The 18,975-nt window shown below is 53.0% G+C and carries 18 protein-coding genes; 8 read left to right on the top strand and 10 right to left on the bottom strand.

The window, feature by feature from the left end; genetic code table 11:
- Positions 1-81: 81 nt before the first annotated feature.
- Both PSE_RS19335 and PSE_RS19330 read left to right on the top strand, forming a co-directional pair.
- Entirely contained in the window at positions 82-687 is a 606-nt protein-coding gene (locus tag PSE_RS19335) for a nitroreductase (RefSeq protein WP_014286370.1), read from the top strand.
- 16 nt (positions 688-703) lie between these two features.
- Positions 704-1,315 carry a flavin reductase family protein gene (locus PSE_RS19330; RefSeq protein ID WP_014286369.1) on the top strand — a complete coding sequence of 204 codons (612 nt, stop codon included), beginning with the start codon at positions 704-706 and terminating at the stop codon, positions 1,313-1,315.
- 25 nt (positions 1,316-1,340) lie between these two features.
- On the opposite strand, the gene PSE_RS19325 is transcribed toward PSE_RS19330, so the two are convergent.
- The gene (locus tag PSE_RS19325; RefSeq protein WP_014286368.1) at positions 1,341-2,048 is read right to left on the bottom strand and encodes a citrate lyase subunit beta; all 708 of its coding nucleotides are present in this window, start codon (positions 2,046-2,048) and stop codon (positions 1,341-1,343) included.
- 184 nt (positions 2,049-2,232) lie between these two features.
- Between PSE_RS19325 and PSE_RS19320 the strand changes: the two genes are divergently transcribed.
- Together PSE_RS19320 and PSE_RS19315 are read left to right on the top strand one after the other, a co-directional pair.
- Positions 2,233-3,195, top strand: coding sequence for a transglycosylase SLT domain-containing protein (locus PSE_RS19320; protein ID WP_014286367.1), 963 nt, complete (start codon positions 2,233-2,235; stop codon positions 3,193-3,195).
- 146 nt (positions 3,196-3,341) lie between these two features.
- Positions 3,342-4,481 (top strand): DUF2336 domain-containing protein, encoded by a 1,140-nt coding sequence (locus PSE_RS19315; protein WP_014286366.1) that lies wholly within the window; start codon positions 3,342-3,344, stop codon positions 4,479-4,481.
- A gap of 21 nt (positions 4,482-4,502) precedes the next feature.
- On the opposite strand, the gene PSE_RS19310 is transcribed toward PSE_RS19315, so the two are convergent.
- The 3 genes from PSE_RS19310 to PSE_RS19300 all read right to left on the bottom strand — a co-directional run bounded on the left by PSE_RS19310 (position 4,503) and on the right by PSE_RS19300 (position 7,530).
- On the bottom strand, positions 4,503-5,018 hold the full coding sequence (locus PSE_RS19310) for an Hpt domain-containing protein (protein WP_041768691.1): 516 nt from the start codon (positions 5,016-5,018) through the stop codon (positions 4,503-4,505).
- A 147-nt stretch (positions 5,019-5,165) separates the two neighbouring features.
- Positions 5,166-5,942 carry an NAD kinase gene (locus PSE_RS19305; RefSeq protein ID WP_014286364.1) on the bottom strand — a complete coding sequence of 259 codons (777 nt, stop codon included), beginning with the start codon at positions 5,940-5,942 and terminating at the stop codon, positions 5,166-5,168.
- Between the two features lie 445 nt (positions 5,943-6,387).
- Complete coding sequence (locus PSE_RS19300; RefSeq protein WP_014286363.1) at positions 6,388-7,530, bottom strand: anhydro-N-acetylmuramic acid kinase; 1,143 nt, start codon at positions 7,528-7,530, stop codon at positions 6,388-6,390.
- 467 nt (positions 7,531-7,997) lie between these two features.
- Here PSE_RS19300 and PSE_RS19295 point away from each other — a divergent pair, with 467 nt between their 5' ends.
- Positions 7,998-8,678 (top strand): OmpW family protein, encoded by a 681-nt coding sequence (locus PSE_RS19295; protein ID WP_041769105.1) that lies wholly within the window; start codon positions 7,998-8,000, stop codon positions 8,676-8,678.
- Between the two features lie 81 nt (positions 8,679-8,759).
- Here PSE_RS19295 and PSE_RS19290 read toward each other — a convergent pair whose 3' ends face one another.
- The 6 genes from PSE_RS19290 to PSE_RS19265 form a co-directional block, all read right to left on the bottom strand.
- Entirely contained in the window at positions 8,760-9,848 is a 1,089-nt protein-coding gene (locus tag PSE_RS19290) for an ABC transporter ATP-binding protein (protein WP_014286361.1), read from the bottom strand.
- Between the two features lie 14 nt (positions 9,849-9,862).
- Positions 9,863-11,149: a trehalase family glycosidase gene (locus PSE_RS19285; protein WP_014286360.1), complete on the bottom strand. Its 1,287-nt coding sequence runs from the start codon at positions 11,147-11,149 to the stop codon at positions 9,863-9,865.
- Between the two features lie 39 nt (positions 11,150-11,188).
- Positions 11,189-12,418, bottom strand: a complete 1,230-nt coding sequence (locus PSE_RS19280) for a carbohydrate ABC transporter permease (RefSeq protein ID WP_014286359.1) — start codon at positions 12,416-12,418, stop codon at positions 11,189-11,191.
- Positions 12,415-13,746 carry a carbohydrate ABC transporter permease gene (locus tag PSE_RS19275; protein ID WP_041768690.1) on the bottom strand — a complete coding sequence of 444 codons (1,332 nt, stop codon included), beginning with the start codon at positions 13,744-13,746 and terminating at the stop codon, positions 12,415-12,417. Before PSE_RS19275 ends, PSE_RS19280 begins: the two co-directional genes overlap by 4 nt.
- 91 nt (positions 13,747-13,837) lie before the next feature.
- On the bottom strand, positions 13,838-15,187 hold the full coding sequence (locus PSE_RS19270) for an ABC transporter substrate-binding protein (RefSeq protein WP_041769104.1): 1,350 nt from the start codon (positions 15,185-15,187) through the stop codon (positions 13,838-13,840).
- A gap of 11 nt (positions 15,188-15,198) precedes the next feature.
- On the bottom strand, positions 15,199-16,326 hold the full coding sequence (locus tag PSE_RS19265) for a substrate-binding domain-containing protein (RefSeq protein WP_128647316.1): 1,128 nt from the start codon (positions 16,324-16,326) through the stop codon (positions 15,199-15,201).
- A 372-nt stretch (positions 16,327-16,698) separates the two neighbouring features.
- Between PSE_RS19265 and PSE_RS19260 the strand changes: the two genes are divergently transcribed.
- The 3 genes from PSE_RS19260 to PSE_RS19250 all read left to right on the top strand — a co-directional run bounded on the left by PSE_RS19260 (position 16,699) and on the right by PSE_RS19250 (position 18,773).
- A complete protein-coding gene (locus PSE_RS19260; protein ID WP_014286353.1) occupies positions 16,699-17,211 on the top strand; it encodes a helix-turn-helix domain-containing protein in 513 nt (170 codons plus the stop codon).
- 50 nt (positions 17,212-17,261) lie between these two features.
- Entirely contained in the window at positions 17,262-18,248 is a 987-nt protein-coding gene (locus PSE_RS19255) for a nitronate monooxygenase family protein (RefSeq protein WP_041768689.1), read from the top strand.
- Positions 18,249-18,395: 147 nt separating this feature from the next.
- Positions 18,396-18,773 (top strand): hypothetical protein, encoded by a 378-nt coding sequence (locus tag PSE_RS19250; protein ID WP_014286351.1) that lies wholly within the window; start codon positions 18,396-18,398, stop codon positions 18,771-18,773.
- The last annotated feature ends 202 nt before the right edge of the window (positions 18,774-18,975 follow it).

The raw sequence follows: 18,975 nt of genomic DNA, 5'->3' as shown, positions 1-18,975 counted from the left end.
TCCTTTAATTGACACAGTTGATATTCTGTATAGGACTATTGCGTAGCTTTAATCCTTGAAATCCTGAAAAGAATCGAGACCGTGGAAATCAAAGACCTTCCAGAACTGAAGAGTTTTCTGAAAACTCGTCGCTCTCATCTCGCTGCAACACTCCTACATCCTGGCCCTGATCAAGCACAAATTTCTGAGCTGCTTGAGATGGCATGTCGTGTGCCGGATCATGGGAAAATTTCTCCTTGGCGGTTTGTTATCTATGACAATTCACAGGCGGACTCTATTGGTGAGAAGCTTGCTGAAATTGCTGAGAAGCGTCAGGGGCCGCTTGGAGAGAACACAAAGGCGATGGAGCTGGAGCGTTTCAAGCGTGCGCCGCTGGTTATTGGCGTTCTTTCTTCTCCAAACCGTGAGCATAAAGTGCCGGTCTGGGAGCAGGAGCTGGCAGTTGGTGCCGTTTGTGTGTCTCTGCTTAATGCTTGTTTCTCAATGGGATTTGCTGGTCAGTGGCTGACAGAGTGGTATGCTTTTGATGATGAAGCTGCTGCACATCTGGGTGCTCGTGAGGGTGAGCGGTTTGCAGGCTTCATTCATATTGGAAGCCCGAGTGTCGTTCCAAATGAACGTCCACGGCCTGATGTAGCCCAATTGACCGAATATTTTCAGAGCGCTCCATCCGGTGTTGATGCGTAGGAACTGAGATAAGTCTATGTTTTATGAAGCAAATAAGCCGCATGGGTTGCCACACAATCCATTCAAGGCCATCGTTGCGCCGCGTCCGATTGGTTGGGTTTCAACTGTCTCCAAGGACGGTGTGAGAAATCTGGCACCTTACAGCTTCTTCAATGCAGTCTGTGACACGCCTCCGATGGTGGTGTTTGGCTCCAGTGGCTACAAGGATTCCGTAGGCAACATTGAAGAGACGGGTGAGTTTGTTTGTAATCAGGCGACGCTGGATCTGGCTGATGCGATGAACCAGTCCTCTGCGATGGTGGGTTCTGACGTTGATGAGTTCGAGCTTTCCGGTCTGACTGCAGAGGCGTCAAAACTGGTTGCTGCTCCGCGTGTTTTGGAAGCGAAAACTGCGTTGGAATGTAAGCTGATCAACGTGCAGCGCCTGATCGATATTGACGGAAATGAGACCAACAGCTGGCTTATACTGGGTCAGGTTGTTGGTGTGCATATCGATGAGAGTGTGCTGGAAAACGGTATGCTCAATGTGGCGAAAATGAAGCCTTTGGCGCGGTTGGGCTACATGGATTATTCGGTGGTTGATTCCGTGTTCCAGATGGATCGACCAGCTCTTCCGGAAAAAGCCTGAGAGTAGGGCGCTTCGGCGCCCTTTTTCATAGGGCTGCGAAAACTTGTTGTATCAGGCTTGCTTCTTCTGGTGAGTTTGCTGTTTTTCCAGCAAAGCCCTGCGAGGCGACCAGATCAATCAACTCCAACATTTTGGCTCTTGGCAGATGAGATGGCACAGCGGTGTCCAGCGGGAGCAGGTGGGCTGCTCTTGCGGTGAAAAGGCATTGCGTACGGGCATGCTCAAATGGTGGAAGGAGCTGGCCTTGCTCATCCCGTGAGTGCTTTGCTGCCAGAGCAATTTTCAGCACCTCTTCATTCCAGCAAAGTGCAGAGAGGCGTGGGCTTATGCTATTCAGGTTTGCGAGGGTCGTGAATGCGGACGGGAATCTGCCAAGCTCTGGAATGATTTTGAGCGAACCATCCTGAAGCCCGTGTTCGGCTTCATAAACAGATAGGATTGCGTGCAGGCGCTCAATGTCTGCTGCTGTTTTGACGAAGGTCGGGATCACGCCATTCTGCCTTACATCAGTGTATGGTTTGAGTGTCGACAGAATGGTGTTTTCTGACGGATCATTGAGCACGAAGTAGAGATGGTTCTGCTTGCTGAGCTGCGCCAATGCGTCAGGTGAACCATAAGGGTCGACTTCTCTGGCTGGCTTTTCTGGCAATATGGCATAGGCCAGCTCAGCGTGTGCCGTGAAGTCCTTGCTTTGAGCGATTGCCGATGCCGTGGTTTTGAGCAGACAGTTCATTGGCTTTCTCCGAATCCAATCAGAAATTGAATTGTAAAGCATAAATGGCAGCGATCAGGATATGCGAAAACTCTATTTTAGCTCAAATAACTCAGTGATTTCAGTAGGGCATATTTAAAAGTTAACTATTTATTAACTAATATTAAGGGATATTAACTAATGGTATTATAGGGGGCAGATTCTAGTGAAGGTTGCAGGCGATCCTTCCATAGCTGGGCGTATTGAGTTGGCTTTTCAAAAGGCCAGTTCCAAAACGGGTACGTCCTTTGATTTCCTGCTGCAAGCTGCTGCCCGTGAATCCTCCTTTGATCCTAACGCCAAAGCCAAGACGTCTTCTGCGTCCGGCCTCTTTCAGTTTATCGAGTCGACCTGGCTTGAAACTCTCAAGAAAAATGGTGAGGAGCTGGGGCTCGGGGACTATGCCCAACACATTCGCGTGGATGGTAGTGGCAAGTACCGGGTAGACAACAAGCACCTGAAGCAACAGCTGTTGGACCTTCGTCATGATCCGGAGATTTCATCTCTGGTTGCTGGTGCGTTGGCGAAAGATAATGCGTCCGGTCTTTCTTCAAATCTTGGGCGTGATCCGTCTGCCGGTGAGTTGTATCTGGCGCACTTCCTTGGTGTGAACGGCAGTTTGCGTCTGTTGAACGCGGTAGAGGATCGTCCTCAACATCCAGCTGCTGATTTGTTTCCTTTGCAAGCTCGCGCCAACAAAGCTGTTTTTTACAGCAGGGATGGGCAGCCACGGTCAGTGAGTGATGTTCATGATCGGTTGGTCGGTCAGTTTAATGAGACCATCGCCGGTGCTGAGCGTCCTGCTGTTGGGCTGCGCAAAGGGCCGATCACTAAGCCCATTGATAGCCACCGCGTTGAGAGCCGTATCCTGACGGCGTGGCGGGCGACGACTGTCGACAAAAATGAAGCACCATTCCAGTCCTTGTTCCGGACTGATGAAGCAGCTGCTATGACGGCCTCCAAAGCTGTCAGTGAGACGAAGCGGTCTGGTGTGGAAGTGCAAGAATCTATCAGCCAGCAGTTTGTTGCACCTAAACCAGTTGCGCGTCCTTCCGGGTCTCCTCTGGACCTGACGAAATTTCTCGCCCCAGCGCAAACCAGCGGAAAGTCCTTAAGTAAGAAGGTCTAGCTACCTGTGATTTACAGGTGTGCCCTGGTGCTCTGATCTCTCAAAAAGCACGTTTTGCGAGAAACTGCGGGTGCGGTGAACGAAGCCTTAAGAATTATGATTAATTATTTCTACCCATAGTTGGTGGATACAGGTTTCCGAGTACCATGATTATCAAGAGTTTCCTGAATTGGGTGCAGTATGCGCCAAGTGGTAGTCGCGCACAGGCGGCTGGTGCTTTGGCACGTGCGTTTTTGTACTCTGACCTTGAAGGCTCTGAACACAGTGAAGCGGAAGCGGCTTTGACCTTCCTGCTTGATGATCGTGATGTTGCCGTTCGGGTCGCCCTTGCAGAAGCGTTTGGCGCTGCTAAGGTTGTGCCTGCGCACATCATTTCTGCTTTGCTGGTGGATGAGGATGAGGTTGCGCTGCCTTTGCTTTCCGGTGCAACGGAAATCCCGGAAGGGGAGCTGGTTGATCTGGTTGCGACCGGGTCTGCAAGGCGCTGTGTGGCTGTGGCCAGTCGTCCTGATATCTCGGTGGGTTTGTCTGCTGCTATCTGTGAGGTTGCCTGCGAAGAGGCCTGTGCGGCTTTGTTGAGCAATGAGAAAGCTGAGCTGACTTCTGGCAGTATGGAACGTATCGTTGCGCGGTTTGGTGAGAGCCGCGATGTCAAAGATGCTTTGATGTCTCGTGATGATGTTCCGCTGCAGATCCGCCATATGATGCTGCGTCGTTACACTGAAAGCCTTGGTGACCACCCGCAGGTGCTGGGTGCGCGGAACATGCGTGCGCCAGAGCAGTTGGTGGCTGACGCGCAGGACCGGTCAACGATTTCACTGGCCTGGAGTGCTTCTGATAAAGAGCTTCAGGGATTGGTGGAGCATCTGGTGGTGTCTGCTCAGATGACGAGCGTTCTACTGCTGCGTGCTGCTGTAACCGGCTGTTTTAACTTGCTCACCAACTCTCTGTCGCGTCTGTCTGAATACGATGAAGATCAGGTTTTCGATGCTCTGGCAACGCCGTTCAGTCCTGCTCTGCGCCGGGTGCTTTCAGCAGCTGGTTTGCCGGATCGGACACATGCACTGTTTCAGGAGTGTATTGCCAGCTGGCAGCGGGTTGAGAACATGCAGATCGACCACTGGTCCAAGTCCCGTATTGTGGCGGGGGATCTGATTGCATTGGAAGATGAGCTGGGAATTGAGGATCTGGGTGATCTTCAGGATCTGCTGCATCGTCTTTCCAACGAAGCTGCTCGTGAAAGTGCGCGGACCCGTGTTGCTGAAATGCTGAGTGATGTCGCTTAAGCCACTCAGCTTGTTTCCCGATTAACTATCGATGAGCTGAGTGAGTGGTTTGCTGGCTTCTTCCAGACGCGAAACAAGCGCTACGCCGAGCTTGTTGGTATCATCGCGGGCGTCTTCTGAAATCATTGCATTGATTGCGCTGACGTGTTGGGCGATGAGTTCTTTCGGGTATGTTTCCTGCGCTTTGGCAGCGACGAGCAGGAGGGTCAGGTTGTTTGCGACGCGACCGACCAATGGGAAGCCCAGAGTTTCGGCCTGTCCTTTGATGTCATGAGCGCAGCGGAACAGGCTGTCGTAGGTTTCTTCAGTAAAGTCAGCGTCTTGTGCTGCCTGATTGGCTTCCTTCAGGCAGTCGACTTCCGATCCCATCCAGCTTTCAAACTTATCTGAGAGCTTCTCAATCGCTTCTTCAGCTGCTTTGACCGGATCAAACTTGGCTGCTTCGATGGTGGACATCTTCCGGACTTTTTTGGAAAGGTCGTTGGGAACGCGGATGTGTTCCTGAGAAGATTTATCTGAACCAGTTGAAGAAGCCATTGTCCTGCGCAATTCCTGAGCCTGCATTGCTGTAGGCGCGATTATATTTCGAATTCGTAATAATATCTAACGGTTTTATGGGCAATCCCAACCCGAAGTTGTCTCTAATAACATATTTGGCATGGGACTGCCATAAACGGGTGTGGCTCAGTACTTAAACATCTCTGAGAGGATACGTTCGTCCCAGCTGTGCTCATGATCGAACATGATGCAGCTTTCAGCGGTCGCGTCCTGATAGATGGTGGTGCTGATAACATTGCGGAACTCGCGGTGATCAGCTGCCGCGTTGACCGGGCGCTTATCAGCCTCAAGTACCTCAATCTTCACGGTGTTCTGCGTGGAGAGCAGGGCACCGCGCCAGCGTCTTGGGCGGAACGCGCTGATGGGTGTAAGTGCCATTAACGGCGAGTCAATCGGCAGGATCGGTCCATGGGCGGATAGGTTATAAGCCGTGCTGCCCTGGGGAGTAGAAATAATAATGCCATCGCAGGCCAGCTCTTCCATGCGCACGCGTCCATCAACGGAGATGCGCAGTTTGGCGGCCTGATGTGATTTGCGCAGGAAGGATACTTCATTGATTGCGCGGGCGGTGAACTCGTTGCCGTCCTTGTCGATCGCCTCGATGTTCAGTGGATGCAGAGGCGTTATCTCTGCTTTTTCAAGGCGTTCGACGAGATTTTCGGTGCGGTACTCGTTCATGAGGAAGCCGACTGAACCGCGATTCATGCCGTAGATAGGCATGCCGGTGTTCATAAACTTATGTAGACAAGAGAGCATAACTCCGTCGCCACCAAGCGCGACAATGACGTCTGCTTCATCTTGTGAGGCAGATCCATACATCTTTTCAAGAGCTTGGCGTGCAGCAAGTGCTTCTGGCGTGTCACTGGAAACAAAAGCGATGCGGTTGATAGTTCTTCTCTTCAAAGACGGCTCCTCCCTTAAAAAGGAGGTAGCATGACTTTCTGAAAATTCAAACTGCCTTTATGTCGCTTCTCGTCGGTTTGCCAAGGGATTAGGCGTTGCTGGCGTGATTTGCGCTGTCAAAAATACATAGATACTATAAGTATTGTGTTGTGTATTTGTGCAATACTACTTGTTTGTGTTCGAATAAACATCAAGGTACTGATTTGCAACAGTCTGCTTTTCAGTTGTTCGGAGGGGTTTTTGTTAAAATAACTTTCGAGTATGTTGAATGTGTTGCAGATGGTTGAATTTCTCTCAAGATATCAATTATCTACAATGTTGCGACCAGAATATACTGCTTACCTTTTCTTATAGCTATTTGTAGCAGAGACCTTTTGAGCCTTAAGCAAGAGGTCGGTGGGAGCTTTTGCGCGGCGGCAGGGGCTCCCACCTTTTTATGTAAAGGTCACTTGGTTGTCTGGTGTGGTAGCGCTTTGGTACCGCCGGACATGGCGGTTGGAACGCCTGTGGTTCCCGGAAAACTGATCGGTAAATTGCGGTCGCATCTGGCGGCGAGGAAGGCGAAGCATTCTGCTTCCACGGCATCTCCTCGCCAGCCAAGTTCTTCTGCTTGCACGATTTTTACGTTCGCACGCGCTTCGATTTCCTTCAGAATCTGCGGGTTTTTGCGTCCGCCACCACTGGCTACCAAGCGAGCTGGGTGTTTTGGTAACATGTCCAACCCTTTGCCGACTGCACTGGCTGAGAAGGCGGTGAGTGTTGCTGTGCCGTCTTCGAGAGAGAGACCGGTTGCCATGTCTTTGGTGAAGCTGTTGCGGTCGAGGGATTTGGGGAAGGCTTCTGTGAGATAGGGGTGTTTGAGGAGTGACTGGAGGCGGGCCTCGTCCACTTGTCCGCTGGCGGCGATGAGGCCGTCGCGGTCCATGTCGCCGCGATTGTGTGAGCTTATCCAGTCGTTTATAGGGGCGTTGGCTGGGCCTGTGTCGAAGGCGATGAGGGTGTTGTGCCCGTCCCACCAGGAGATGTTGCCAACGCCGCCGAGGTTCAGGATGGCTGTATCTGTTGGATCGTCAGAAAGACCAGCGCTGCGCAGGAGCGCCTGATGGTAGATAGCGGCGAGGGGCGCGCCTTGGCCACCGGCTTCGATATCCTGCGTTCTGAAGTCGTAAATGACTGGAATGCCAAGACTATCAGCGATGATGTGCCCATCACCGAGCTGGCGAGTTGCGCCCTTCTGGCCGTCTTTGGGAGCGCGGTGCAGGACGGTTTGACCGTGAAAACCGATCAACGCAATATTTTGCGTTGAAATGGAGTTTTTTGAAAGGAAATGTGAAATCGCGTGGGCCTGACCTTCACTCAGAGCTTTTTCCGCCCGTGAAAAAATTTCAGGTTCTTCTGATGCGAAATTCCAGTCCTGAGCTGCGGCCATGGCTTCGGCGATCAGCTGATTGGTTTCGGGGGGATAACTTGCCAGGGTATAGGGGCCGAACTCCTCGATGGTTTCGCCATCGGTTTTCAGCATGGCGATGTCGACGTTGCCGTCCATCACTGTTCCGGTCATGAGACCGATGCACCATTGCGCCGCCATTTATTCCCCCACTTCCCCATTCTGGTAGACTTAAATCAGTTCGCAGTTTGTTTTTTGCAGCAAGGATGCAGGCCTTGCGATGGAACACGTGCGAAGCCTTCACTTCATAGCGGGTTCCGGTGTTCCTGACAAACTTGGAACACCGCAAAGTTACAGGCTTCGGTTGAATGGAGGCGGTTGTCGATGGGGTTGTTTGGTAGTCTAGGTGCGTACTACACATCAATAATGGTGATTAGTTGTGGTTGGTTGGACATTACACGCACTTGTTGGTGCTAGTGAATTATGTTAGGTTTTATGTCGAAAATGTCTATTTGAAATCTACTTTTCTGGATTATTTATCCGCCAAAATTACTATTATAAATAGTACTTATATTATCAATGTCAGTTTGATGCATCTCAATGCTGCTCTGATCCACTCTCAATAATTGGAATAAGTGTAAAACTCACTTATGCAACTGGAGGTGGAGATGAGTTTGAAAAGGGTGATGGGCCTGATGGCGAGCGCAGCGCTTATGGTGTCTGCTGGTCAGGCTCTGGCAGCGGATATGCCTGTACCACAGGAAGATATAGCTGCTGCGGCTGCATCGGAAAAAAGCCCTTGGCAGATCCGTGTGCGTGCTCTGGGTGTTGTGACTGAAAATAGCGGCCATGTGAACGGCGTGCCGGGTTCAGATCTGACTTATTCAGACACTGTCGTTCCTGAGCTGGATATTACCTATTACTTTACTGACAATATTGCTGCGGAGCTTATTCTGGGCACCACATGGGCCAACGTCGATGGTGATGGTGTACTTGATGGGGCTGCTATTGGTGAAACCTGGGTTCTGCCACCAACCCTGACACTGCAGTATCACTTCACTAACTTTGGCAGCTTCAAGCCATATGTTGGTGCAGGTATCAACTACACGATTTTCTATAATCAGGATGGTCGTGGCAATTTCAAAGATATTGATATTGAAAATACCTTTGGTGCGGCTCTTCAAGTTGGTTTTGATTACATGATCGATGACAACTGGGGCGTCAACTTCGATGTGAAGAAGCTGTTCCTTGAGCCTGATTACAAAGTGAAGACCGACGCGGGTACGCTGCGAGGCACTGCTGAGCTTAATCCTTGGCTGATTGGCGCTGGTGTTACTTATCGCTTCTAAGGCTGTTTTGGCTGCTTAGAAAAAGTAAGGCTTGGATGTGTGAGCACCCAAGCCTCTTGTTTATCAGGATTGCCTAGTGTTTCAGGCAGGTTCTGCTGCCTTTTCGCTGTTCACCCGCACAGCTTTGCCATCTGCGTTGAAGAAGTGGGTGAGGGCAGGGTCGAAGGAGAGGCCGACCGTGTCGCCTGCGCTGTAGTGCTCCAGACCGGACAGTCTGACCAGAATGGTGCCGAGCCCTTTGGCAGCAACATAGATGAACAGATCTGCACCCAAATATTCGACATGCTCCACCGTGCCTGTAACAGCGGCTTCTGCTGGTGGAACAACGCTGATGTGTTCCGGGCGGATGCCGAGTTTGACCGGTGTGCCTTCGTTATCTCTGAAAGGTGAAGGCTGCTCAGAGAAGCCAGCAAGCGTGAAGGTATCGCTGCTGAACTCAACGGGCATGATGTTCATCTTTGGTGAACCGATGAACTGCGCTACAAACAGGTTGTCCGGGCGCTCATAGAGCTCACGAGGAGAGCCGACCTGTTCGATACGGCCGGATTGCAGGACCACGATCTTGTCCGCCAATGTCATCGCTTCCACCTGATCGTGGGTCACGTAGATCATGGTGGCATCCAGATTGCGGTGCAGTTTTGCAATCTCGAAACGCATTTCAACGCGCAGGGCTGCATCCAGATTGGAGAGCGGCTCATCAAACAGGAAGGCGGCTGGATCGCGGACAATGGACCGGCCAATGGCTACGCGCTGACGCTGACCACCAGAGAGGGCCTTTGGGCGGCGGTCCAGATACTCTTCCAGCTGAAGCACTTCTGCAGCCTTGTTGACCTTGGCTTCAATCTCAGCTTTTGGAGCGCCTGCTGTTTTCAGAGCAAAGCCCATGTTTTCGCGCACGCTCATGTGTGGGTAGAGCGCGTAGCTTTGGAACACCATGGAGAGCCCACGCCCGGATGGTGGCAGGGCGGTGACGTCCTTGCCATCAATGTGCACGCTGCCCCGGCTGGCTTCTTCCAGACCAGAGATTACGCGCAGAAGTGTGGACTTGCCACAGCCAGAGGGCCCAACAAAGATGACGAACTCACCGGGATTGATCTCAAGATCAATCCCTTTGATGACCTGAAGATCACCAAACCATTTTTCGACACCCTCAAGGCGAATAGCTCCCATTATTCCGTTCCTCCTCAGGCTGCTTTAGCGGTCAGGCTTGGTGTGGCCCATGTGAGCCAGATGGCGGATGTCCAGGAGAAGGAGTTGCCGCCAGCGCCTTCGCCGGTGATTGGATCAAAGTATTCTGCAAAATCGCTCTTTTCGATCAGCGCAACGGTGTCTGTGCGCAGACGTTCCGCCCGGGCGGTGTCGCCCAGTTCTGCAAAGCCGGTTGCGATCAGGTAGTTGATGATGCCCCAGACAGGGCCACGCCAGTAGCGCATGCTTTCAAACAGCGGGTGATCCGGGTCATAGCTTGGCATGGTGTAGTTGACCTTTGCCGCGATCCGGTCGAAATGCTCGCGTGTTGGGTTGATGTACTTCTCTTCGCGAATGCCTGCATATGGAGCAAGGAAAGATGCGCTGGAAATGCCATCGCCCAGTACATCATTGCGCAGATCGTAAGTGCAGAAAGCCTGCTTTTCTTCGTTCCAGAGTTTGGCGATGCCTTTTTCTGTCAGCGCAATCCAACCTTTCAGCTCTTCCGCTGCTTCGGTTTCGCCCAGTGCTTCAGCCATGGCCAGCAGATCGCGGTCTGCACGCAGCAGGATAAAGGTGTTGCCCGGATCAGCGACGAAGAACGGGCACTGTTCAGCGACGATCTTCGGATCCCAGTTGTTGTCACGGCCAAACTTCACAATTGCCAGATAGCGGTCGTAGTCGATCTTCTTCGGGCGCATTTCCGGATTGACGTGGGATGTGTCTTTGCGGGTGTACTCACCAATATCAGAGATATCGACGTGGCTTGCTGCGTTGTCCCAATCTGGCAGGTTGTCACGGCCAGATTCCCATGGGTGCATGATGGCAATGACGCCGTGGCCTTCCGGGTCGCGATAGGTGTGATACCAGCGGTGCCATGCCAGCAGTTTCGGGAAGAGGGCTTTGATCTTCTCTTTACCGGCTGCGGATGTGTCCTGCTCAAACAAGCGGCGAACAACTGTGGCTGCCACTGGGGGCTGGGAATGGCCGGAAGTCGGGATCTTCGGGTTTGTGGTGCCCCAGACGGATGGGCCGGGGAAGTAGCTTGGGTCATCCTTGCGGAAGATGATGTGTGGCACCATGCCGTCATCCCACTGGCCTTCGAAGAGAAGTTCGATCTCTTCCCATGCGCGGTTCATGTTGAACGTTGCAAAGCCGAGGGCGACGAAGGCGCTGTCCCAGTTCCACTGGTAAGGGTAGAGACCTTTGGTCGGGATGGTATAGCCGCCCAGATCATTTTCCTTAAGAATGGAAATGGCCTGATTATCGAGTTGTGCGGACATGTTAGATACTCCGATGTTTTTTCTTTTTGACAGTGCCACTTAGCCTTTGACGCTACCTGCTGTGAGGCCTTGAACGAGGAACCGTTCAAACCACAGGAAGATGCAAAGCACAGGGACTGTTGCGATGACCGCACCGGCCATCAAATGTTGACGTGGGACTTCTGAAGAGTTGAGGGACACAACACCGCGGGAAAGGGTGAAAATGTCCGGATCATCCAGGAACATGAAGGCAAAGAGGAACTCGTTCCACGCGATCATGAAGACGTAAAGCGAGACTGAAGCCAGCGCTGGCAGGGACAGCGGCAGGGTGATTTTGAGGATCACGCCCAGACGGCTGAGACCATCCATGAGGCCCGCTTCTTCCAGCTCCGCAGGCAAACCTTTGAAGTAGCCTTGCAGCATATACAGGGCAACTGGAATGGTGGTTGCCGGATAGACGATGAGCAGGCCTGTCAGTGAGTTGCGCAGACCCAGCTGAGAGAAGACAGCATAGAGCGGAATGACCAGAACAATGGCTGGCACCATGTAGATGAGCAGCACGGAGCGGGACATCCAGGACCGACCTGGGAAGTTCAGGCGGGAGACTGCATAGGCGCCCGGAACTGAGAACAACAGGGTCAAAATGATGGTTGCCACTGAAACGATGGCAGAGACTGTCAGGTAGGTGCCGAAATTGAACTGGGTGAATAGCTCAATGTAAGAGCGGAACATTCCAGAGAGGCCGCCGGAGAGGTCGATGGATAGATCCAGTGGGTTACCGAGCAGTTGCTGCTGGCTCTTCAGGCTGGTCATGACCATGACGTAGAACGGCAGAGCAACCATGACGGTGAAGACGACAAAGCCAAAGCCTTTTGCCACGCGCAGGAAAATGACTTCCTTCTCATAACGGGTGAGGCTGCCTTTTGGGGTGCCATCCAGAGTCTGGCGGTTTGCCCAGAAGGTGACGGCCACAAAGGACACCAGTGCAATGAGCTGCCAGAGCGGCTCGACAGAGAGCGGCAGAGCAAAAGGTGCGCCGAGGGTTGCTGCCAGCAGAGCTAGCAGAATGATCGCAGCTGGCGCGTATTTCTGCCCGACGCTGGCGGTCTTGCTGTCCCACAGATGGGTGAAGAGCGCGCCCAGCGCAGCGGCGAGGGTGGCGGCGCCCACTTGTGGGATGGCCAGCTCGCCGGTGATGAGTGTCAGGGTGACACCAATCACGATCATGGCGAGGAAGCCCCAGACGGCTCCGCTTACAGCAGAAAGAACGTAGCTGTTCAGCAATCTCATAGTCCTTCCTCCTTGGTTGAGAAGCGGATGAACAAGGTGGCGAAGGTGACAAGAACAACAAAGACGACTACGGCAACAGCTGCACCGGCGCCCAGATTGGAGAGGGCAAAGCCTTGCTCATACACATCCACGGTCAGGGTGCGGGTTCCAGCATTGCCGCCGGTGAGCAGGAAGATGTCGTCGAACTTGTTGAAGGTCCAGATGAAGCGCAGCAGGAAGAGGACGGACAGGATGCCCATGAGCTGTGGCAGGGAAATGTACCAGAACTGCTGCAGTGGGGTCGCGCCATCCATTTCTGCGGCCTCATAAATGTCCGTGGAAACGGACTGCATGCGGGCCAGAATGAACAGGAAGGACAGCGGGAAGTACCGCCATGCTTCAAAGGCGATGGCTGTTGAGAGCGCCAGTGGGAACTCAAAGGAAGTTCCGAACAGGTGCAGGTCGACTGCGCGCTGGCCGAAGAAGTTCACCGGTTCTGCGAAGACGCCCATCTTGGTGAGCAAGGCGTTTAAGGTCCCGGAGAATGGATCCAGCAGCACGACCCAGGTGAAGGCGACGGCGATCACCGGAGAAACATAAGGGAACAGGAAAAGCCCGCGCAGGATGCCTCTGCCTTTGAAGGACGTATTGAGGAGCTGTGCTGCAAACAGACCAAGGACCAGTGCGCCCACTGTGCCGAAGATGGTGTAGTAGAATGTGACGCGCAGAACGCTCCAGAACTCATCGCTGTCAAATACGCGGCGGAAATTGTCGAGCGTGAAGGTGCTGTTGGTGAGCACACTGTCAGCATTGCCGAATACAGCTGGTTTGCTGGCTTTCTCCGGCTTCTTCAGCGCAAGGTATTCGTCAGAAACGGTGCCTGCGATGACGAGTTTTTCACGGGCTTTGCCTTCAAGCGTGCCGATGTTGCAGGTCAGGTTGATCCCAGTCAGAGAGCAGGCATCCGGCAGTTTTTGCGCGGTGAAACCGGGAGGGAGAATATCGGTAAAACCAGCGTCTGCGATGGAGTTTTTCTGGGAGGAATTGCGGACACGGTACTCCAGCGTTGCCGGATCGCCTGCTTGTTGGGGTTTGCCTTTCACGCGCTCGTTGATAAGGACTTTGGGGGCACGCAAGTCGCCCAGCTCCACGGGTTTGAAGCTGATCCAGAAGTTGGCAACCAACGGTCCAAGAACAATTGCGAGGATGATCAGAAACGTGGGCGCCAGCATGGTGTAGGCGAGGCGGGCCTCCCGCTTTTGCATAGGGCCTGCGCCTTTGGGCGGCTGGCTTACGCTTTCACCTTTTGTGGTAACAGTTTTTCCGGCCTGATCGGCTATGGCGCTCATTGCGCTGTGCTCCTGATATCACTGTGGTTTTGGTGGTTTAAGGGCCCGCAGACCAATGGCCTGCGGGCTGGGATCACGGCGGCGTCAGGCCTTACTTGATCTTGGCAAGTTCCTGGTTGATCCGGGCGACCGCTTCTTCCGCAGAGAGTTCGTCATCAATGAACTCGCGGGTGTAGCGGTTGATTGCCATGGAGTTCAGGATCTTGGATGCAAGACTGAGCTGGCCTTCCTTCACCCCCCAACGGCTAGCCGTGTCCAAACCTTCAACAATCTGAGAGATTGTTTCTGCCGGATAGAGCTCTGTGAGCGGTGCTTTGCGGTCCACACCAACTGGCAGGGTTGCCCAACCTTTGATGAAGGCATCTTTGTCTTCCGCATTGCCGCGGCGAACAGGGAACTTGCCTTCCGGTGCGATGGACAGGGTCGCCATGTAGCCTTCGTTCATGGAGTACTCCACGAACTGCTGTGCAGCTTCTGTGTCAGCATCGTTGGTGATGGAGAAGTAGCGGATGTCGCCCCATGCTGCGCCGGCCTTGTTGGATGGACCGGACAGAGTGGTTACAACGCCGGTTTTACCTGCCAGTTCCTTGGAGGTCGGGTCGTCGTTGATGGTTGGCGGTGCGCTGTCACGCAGACCAGCCAGCTCGTCCAGAATGAACGGTGACCAGATGATCATAGCTGCTTTGCCAGCGAAGTAGAGTTCGCGTGACTGTTTCCAGTAAAGGTCGCCTGGAGGAGATGCCTTTGCCAATGCCTTATAGAAGGTCAGTGCTTCCGCAAGTTTCTTCTCATCAAAGCCTTTGAAGCCGTTTTTGTCGACCGGAGTTGCGCCGTTTGCCAGAAGCACATGTTCCAGAAGCTGGCTCATGAAGCTTTCGTCGATCTTTGTTGCAGCCACAAAGCCGAACTGCTCAGGCGGATTGTGCAGCTTTTCGATGGCAGCAAGGATGGATGCGTAGGTGTTTGGTGCTTCCAGACCGGCAGCGTCAAACAGATCCTTGCGGTAGACGATCATCTGGGTCCAGCCATCAACCGGAACAGCTGCGTAGCCATCTGGCAGGGCTGCCATGTTCAGAGCGCCGGATGCGAAGGTGCCTTCTTCCAGATCTTCGATGACTTCGGTTGCTGCATCTGTGTCGATGATGCCAGCTTCTGCCCATGGCAGAACGTGGATCAGCGGATGATAGATGACGTCTGGCAGATCGCCTGCTGCGTAAGCTGCAGTTGCACGGGTGCCCATGTCTTTTTCTGTTACCGGAATAACGTTGACTTCAATGCCAGTTTTCTCGGTAAACGCCTTCGCCATTGCCTCCTGCTTGGCGAGACGTGCAGGCTGTTCTTCTGTGGTCCAGAAGCGCAGTGCTTTAGCCTGTGCCGCACTCATTGCAAATGCAAGCGTGCCGACGAGGGCTGTTGTCCTTAAAATGTTCCTCCCGAACATAATTTCCTCCATTATGCGGTTGCGAAGTATGTGCTGAGGTGAGCTTTCAGCTCCTCAGGTGTTTTGCGCGGCGGACCATCAGAGCCACGCTGAATGAGTTTCGCTTCAGCCAGTATCTGCAGCTCGCGTGCTGGCTGACCGCTGATTGCTTTTGTGAGAAGTTCCGCCAGTGTGCTGCCTGCGAGAACCGGCTCTTGAGCAAAGCTGGTGAGCGGCGGATCGAAGTGTTCGCAAACAGGCAGGCCGTCATAACCGATGACGGTGATGTCTTCGCCAACGGTCAAACCATGGCGGCGGATGATTTTGGTGACGCCGATGGCGATGGCGTCTGTCATGCAGATGATGGCTGTCGGCGGGCGGTTTTGACGGAGCAGCTGAAGGGCTGCCTGTTCACCGCCCGGTTCGTCCAGAGTTGCTTCCGCGATCAGCTGATCTTCAAAGGCAAGGCCAGCATCTTCCAGACCTTGCTGGAAGCCTTCGATACGCAGGCGGCTGAAGTTCATCTGCGGGTTGGACATCACCAGTGAGATGCGGCGATGCCCCTGTGCGATGACCTTTTGGGCGGCAGCGTAGAAGGCGGCGTGGTTGTCGATGTCGAACCAGGGATGTTCACTCTCACGGGCAGTACGACCATGACTAACAAACGGGAAGCCGCGATCCAGCAGATAATCGACGCGCGGATCATTGGTTGCTGTTCTGGTGAGAACGAAGCCGTCGACCTTTTGTGAGGAGATGAGGCGGCGGATTGCCAGCACTGCATCATCCATGGAACTTGCTGTAGTGACCAGCAGATCTTTGTCGACTGCGTTGAGCGCCCGTGTCATGCCATCCAGAAACTCGGCAAGAAACGGATCGGCGCCTTTGCCGGGCATGAGTGGCAGGACAATGCCGAATGTATCGACACGGCCTCGTTTGAGGTTGCGTGCTGTAGAGGAGGGGCGGTAGCCCAGCTCTTCGACTGCTTTGAGCACGCGCTCACGTGTGTTTTTGGAAATGTCCGTGTAGTTGTTCAAGACGCGGGACACGGTGCCCTTTGCTACGCCCACATGGCGTGCCACGTCTCCAATGGTCACAGATTTTCTCTGCTGCACATTCTGGTCAGTGATGCTCACAGAATTCCCACCCAAATACTTTGTCACCAGATCGCTCCCATGCATGATCTGATTTCATCAATGATGCTTACAAAACCGATTTTGGAAGTCAACAAAATCGGTTTTGAAGACTCCGAAATCGGTTTTGGAAACCGAAGCACAAGGTTTTTCCGAAAGAGGGTTTCGGGTGGTTTCGGTGAGCGAAACTAAGCTTGAAAAAAGTTCTGCATGGGCTGGGGACAACTTGGTTTCGATGGCTCTGACGTGGTGAGAAGAGATGTTTGAGGCCCTGAAACTGGTCTTGCAAATAGACTCAGAGCCTTCATTTGCGACTAAGCCAAAGGGCTAGGTTGCCCATTAGGTCAACTGGAAATAGCTTCTTTAAACGAAGTTAAATTCTAAAAGGTGTCGGAGCCGGGAATGAGTGGAGCACGACGAAGCTTTGCAGGTGTTGACTGCGCAGTTGCCCAGGCCATCGAGCAGATGGGGGATCCCTGGATCCTGCTTATTCTGCGATGTCAGTTTCAGGGCATTAAGCGCTTTGATGACTTTCAGGGGCACTTGCAGATTTCAACGAGCGTGCTGACAGACCGGTTGAGGCGGCTTGTTCAGGCTGGGATGTTGCGCAAGGAACAAGACCAGCATGACAAGCGCGGCACGGTTTATCTGCTGACCGAGAAGGGGATGGATTTCTATCCGGTTATGATTGCGCTGCATCAATGGAGTGAACGCTGGGAGGCCCGTGAAGATGGGCCACGGCTGGAGCTGCTGGACAGGCAGAGCGGAGAGCCGGTGCGCGAGGTGCGCGTGCTCTCGCAGGATTACAGAGAATTGGGTGCCCGGGATGTTCAGGCTCTGGTTGATGACCGGAGCGGCGAGATGATGCAGGACATTCAGGAGCGGTTGAAACGTCGGAGAGGGGATGCTGCCTGAGCCTTCTAGAGGCGGGCAGATTGTCGGATTTGTAAGGGAGTGTGTTTGAAATGGCTTTGCCAGATATTTTGAAGAGTAAACTTCGCCTGCCAGTTGTTGGCAGTCCATTGTTCATCATCAGTAATCCAGACCTTGTGATTGCTCAGTGTAAGGCGGGGATTGTTGGATCGTTCCCTGCTCTTAATGCGCGTCCAAAGGAAAAGCTGGAAGAATGGCTGATCCAGATTACGGAAGAGCTGGCAGCTTATGATGCCGCCAATCCGGATAAGCCGTCTGCGCCGTTCGCCGTGAACCAGATTGTGCATCGCTCCAATGATCGTCTGGAACATGATGTGGAGCTTTGTGTGAAGTACAAGGTGCCGATCGTGATCACCTCTCTTGGTGCGCGGCCAGAGGTGTTTGATGCGGTACACTCTTATGGTGGTATCGTACTGCATGACATCATCACCAACACACATGCGCATAAAGCGATTGAAAAGGGAGCTGATGGCCTGATCGCTGTTGCTGCAGGTGCAGGTGGGCATGCGGGGACGACCTCTCCGTTTGCGCTTATTCAGGAGATCCGTGAGTGGTTTGATGGTCCTTTGCTGCTGTCTGGTAGCATCAGCACTGGCCAGTCCATCCTTGCTTCTCAGGTGATGGGGGCTGATCTGGCTTACATCGGCTCTGCGTTTATTGCGACTGAGGAAGCGAATGCGGAGCAGGGCTATAAGCAGATGATCGTTGAGAGTGGGGCAGAGGACATTGTCTACTCCAATCTGTTTACGGGCGTTCACGGCAACTATCTGAAGCCTTCCATCGAGAATGCCGGTATGGACCCGAATAATCTGCCTGAAGGCGATCTAAAGACCATGAACTTTAATAGTGGGTCCGGTAAGCCGAAGAGCTGGAAAGAGATCTGGGGTTGCGGTCAGGGTATTGGTGCGGTGAAGACCATCGGCACTGCTGGTGATCTGGTTGCCCGTCTTTCTGAAGAGTATGCCGCCGCGCAGAAAGCGGTTGCTACGAAGATGCCTGCAATGGAAGCGGCTGAGTAACCAAAGCACTGATAATGCTGGTTTGAATAGGAGGCTGCCGGGTTTCGTGCCCGGTGGCCTTTTTCTTCACAAAAGTGCGCATGCTTCGTCCTTATGATTGTCCTGCCATGATTTCGTAGGAGGTGGGACCAACGAGAAGGAAGAAAAATGCGTATTTTTTGGTGTCTCGGCCTTCTGCTGGCCGGTACTTTCATGGTCGCCTCTGAAAGCTATGCTCAGGGCAGCGACACACAAGTCACTCCTCCCATGACCCAGTATTGTAACCGCGGTACAGCGCTCTATGCGGATGGAAGCAGTGCGGGTGGCCCAATGCCAATGATCAAGTGTGGTCAGAACACGCTGGTTTATCAGCGCACCAATATGAGTTTCCCGCTCTCCGTGGTGGCCAATGGCAAGCTGTCTGTTAACAACGCAAATGGTGCCTGTCAGAGCGCAAAGGCAGCTGGTGCTGATGCGATTGTCAGCAATATTCAGTCCCTTTGTAACACGACTCTTTGGCCGAACTCTTGTTCTCAGTGTAATTGAGTATAAGATATATCAGCGGTAGTATTGGTTGCTGTAGAGCTAAAGTAATCAATACTACTTATCTTATTGAGTTAATCTCACCATATGCCGCGTAGTAATCAGTATTACTTTTTTATGGGCATCGTGACACCCAATAGTCATATATGAGAAACTCTGTTGCATAAATGGGGTGTATCTCTGGCGATATATTGCTAGAATCGGG

The organism is Pseudovibrio sp. FO-BEG1 (genome assembly GCF_000236645.1).
GTDB lineage: Bacteria > Pseudomonadota > Alphaproteobacteria > Rhizobiales > Stappiaceae > Pseudovibrio.
Note: the sequence above shows the minus strand (reverse complement) of the source record. Positions and strands in the feature narration are given on the sequence as shown.

What these genes read in the sequence shown, in the direction of transcription:
- PSE_RS19295 (WP_041769105.1), top strand. Translation starts at nt 7,998, where the DNA reads ATGAGTTTGAAAAGGGTGATGGGCCTGATGGCGAGCGCAGCGCTTATG.
- PSE_RS19285 (WP_014286360.1), bottom strand. Translation starts at nt 11,149, where the DNA reads ATGTCCGCACAACTCGATAATCAGGCCATTTCCATTCTTAAGGAAAAT.
- PSE_RS19315 (WP_014286366.1), top strand. Translation starts at nt 3,342, where the DNA reads ATGATTATCAAGAGTTTCCTGAATTGGGTGCAGTATGCGCCAAGTGGT.
- PSE_RS19325 (WP_014286368.1), bottom strand. Translation starts at nt 2,048, where the DNA reads ATGAACTGTCTGCTCAAAACCACGGCATCGGCAATCGCTCAAAGCAAG.
- PSE_RS19250 (WP_014286351.1), top strand. Translation starts at nt 18,396, where the DNA reads ATGCGTATTTTTTGGTGTCTCGGCCTTCTGCTGGCCGGTACTTTCATG.
- PSE_RS19270 (WP_041769104.1), bottom strand. Translation starts at nt 15,187, where the DNA reads ATGTTCGGGAGGAACATTTTAAGGACAACAGCCCTCGTCGGCACGCTT.
- PSE_RS19330 (WP_014286369.1), top strand. Translation starts at nt 704, where the DNA reads ATGTTTTATGAAGCAAATAAGCCGCATGGGTTGCCACACAATCCATTC.
- PSE_RS19310 (WP_041768691.1), bottom strand. Translation starts at nt 5,018, where the DNA reads ATGGCTTCTTCAACTGGTTCAGATAAATCTTCTCAGGAACACATCCGC.
- PSE_RS19300 (WP_014286363.1), bottom strand. Translation starts at nt 7,530, where the DNA reads ATGGCGGCGCAATGGTGCATCGGTCTCATGACCGGAACAGTGATGGAC.
- PSE_RS19290 (WP_014286361.1), bottom strand. Translation starts at nt 9,848, where the DNA reads ATGGGAGCTATTCGCCTTGAGGGTGTCGAAAAATGGTTTGGTGATCTT.
- PSE_RS19275 (WP_041768690.1), bottom strand. Translation starts at nt 13,746, where the DNA reads ATGAGCGCCATAGCCGATCAGGCCGGAAAAACTGTTACCACAAAAGGT.
- PSE_RS19260 (WP_014286353.1), top strand. Translation starts at nt 16,699, where the DNA reads ATGAGTGGAGCACGACGAAGCTTTGCAGGTGTTGACTGCGCAGTTGCC.
- PSE_RS19280 (WP_014286359.1), bottom strand. Translation starts at nt 12,418, where the DNA reads ATGAGATTGCTGAACAGCTACGTTCTTTCTGCTGTAAGCGGAGCCGTC.
- PSE_RS19255 (WP_041768689.1), top strand. Translation starts at nt 17,262, where the DNA reads ATGGCTTTGCCAGATATTTTGAAGAGTAAACTTCGCCTGCCAGTTGTT.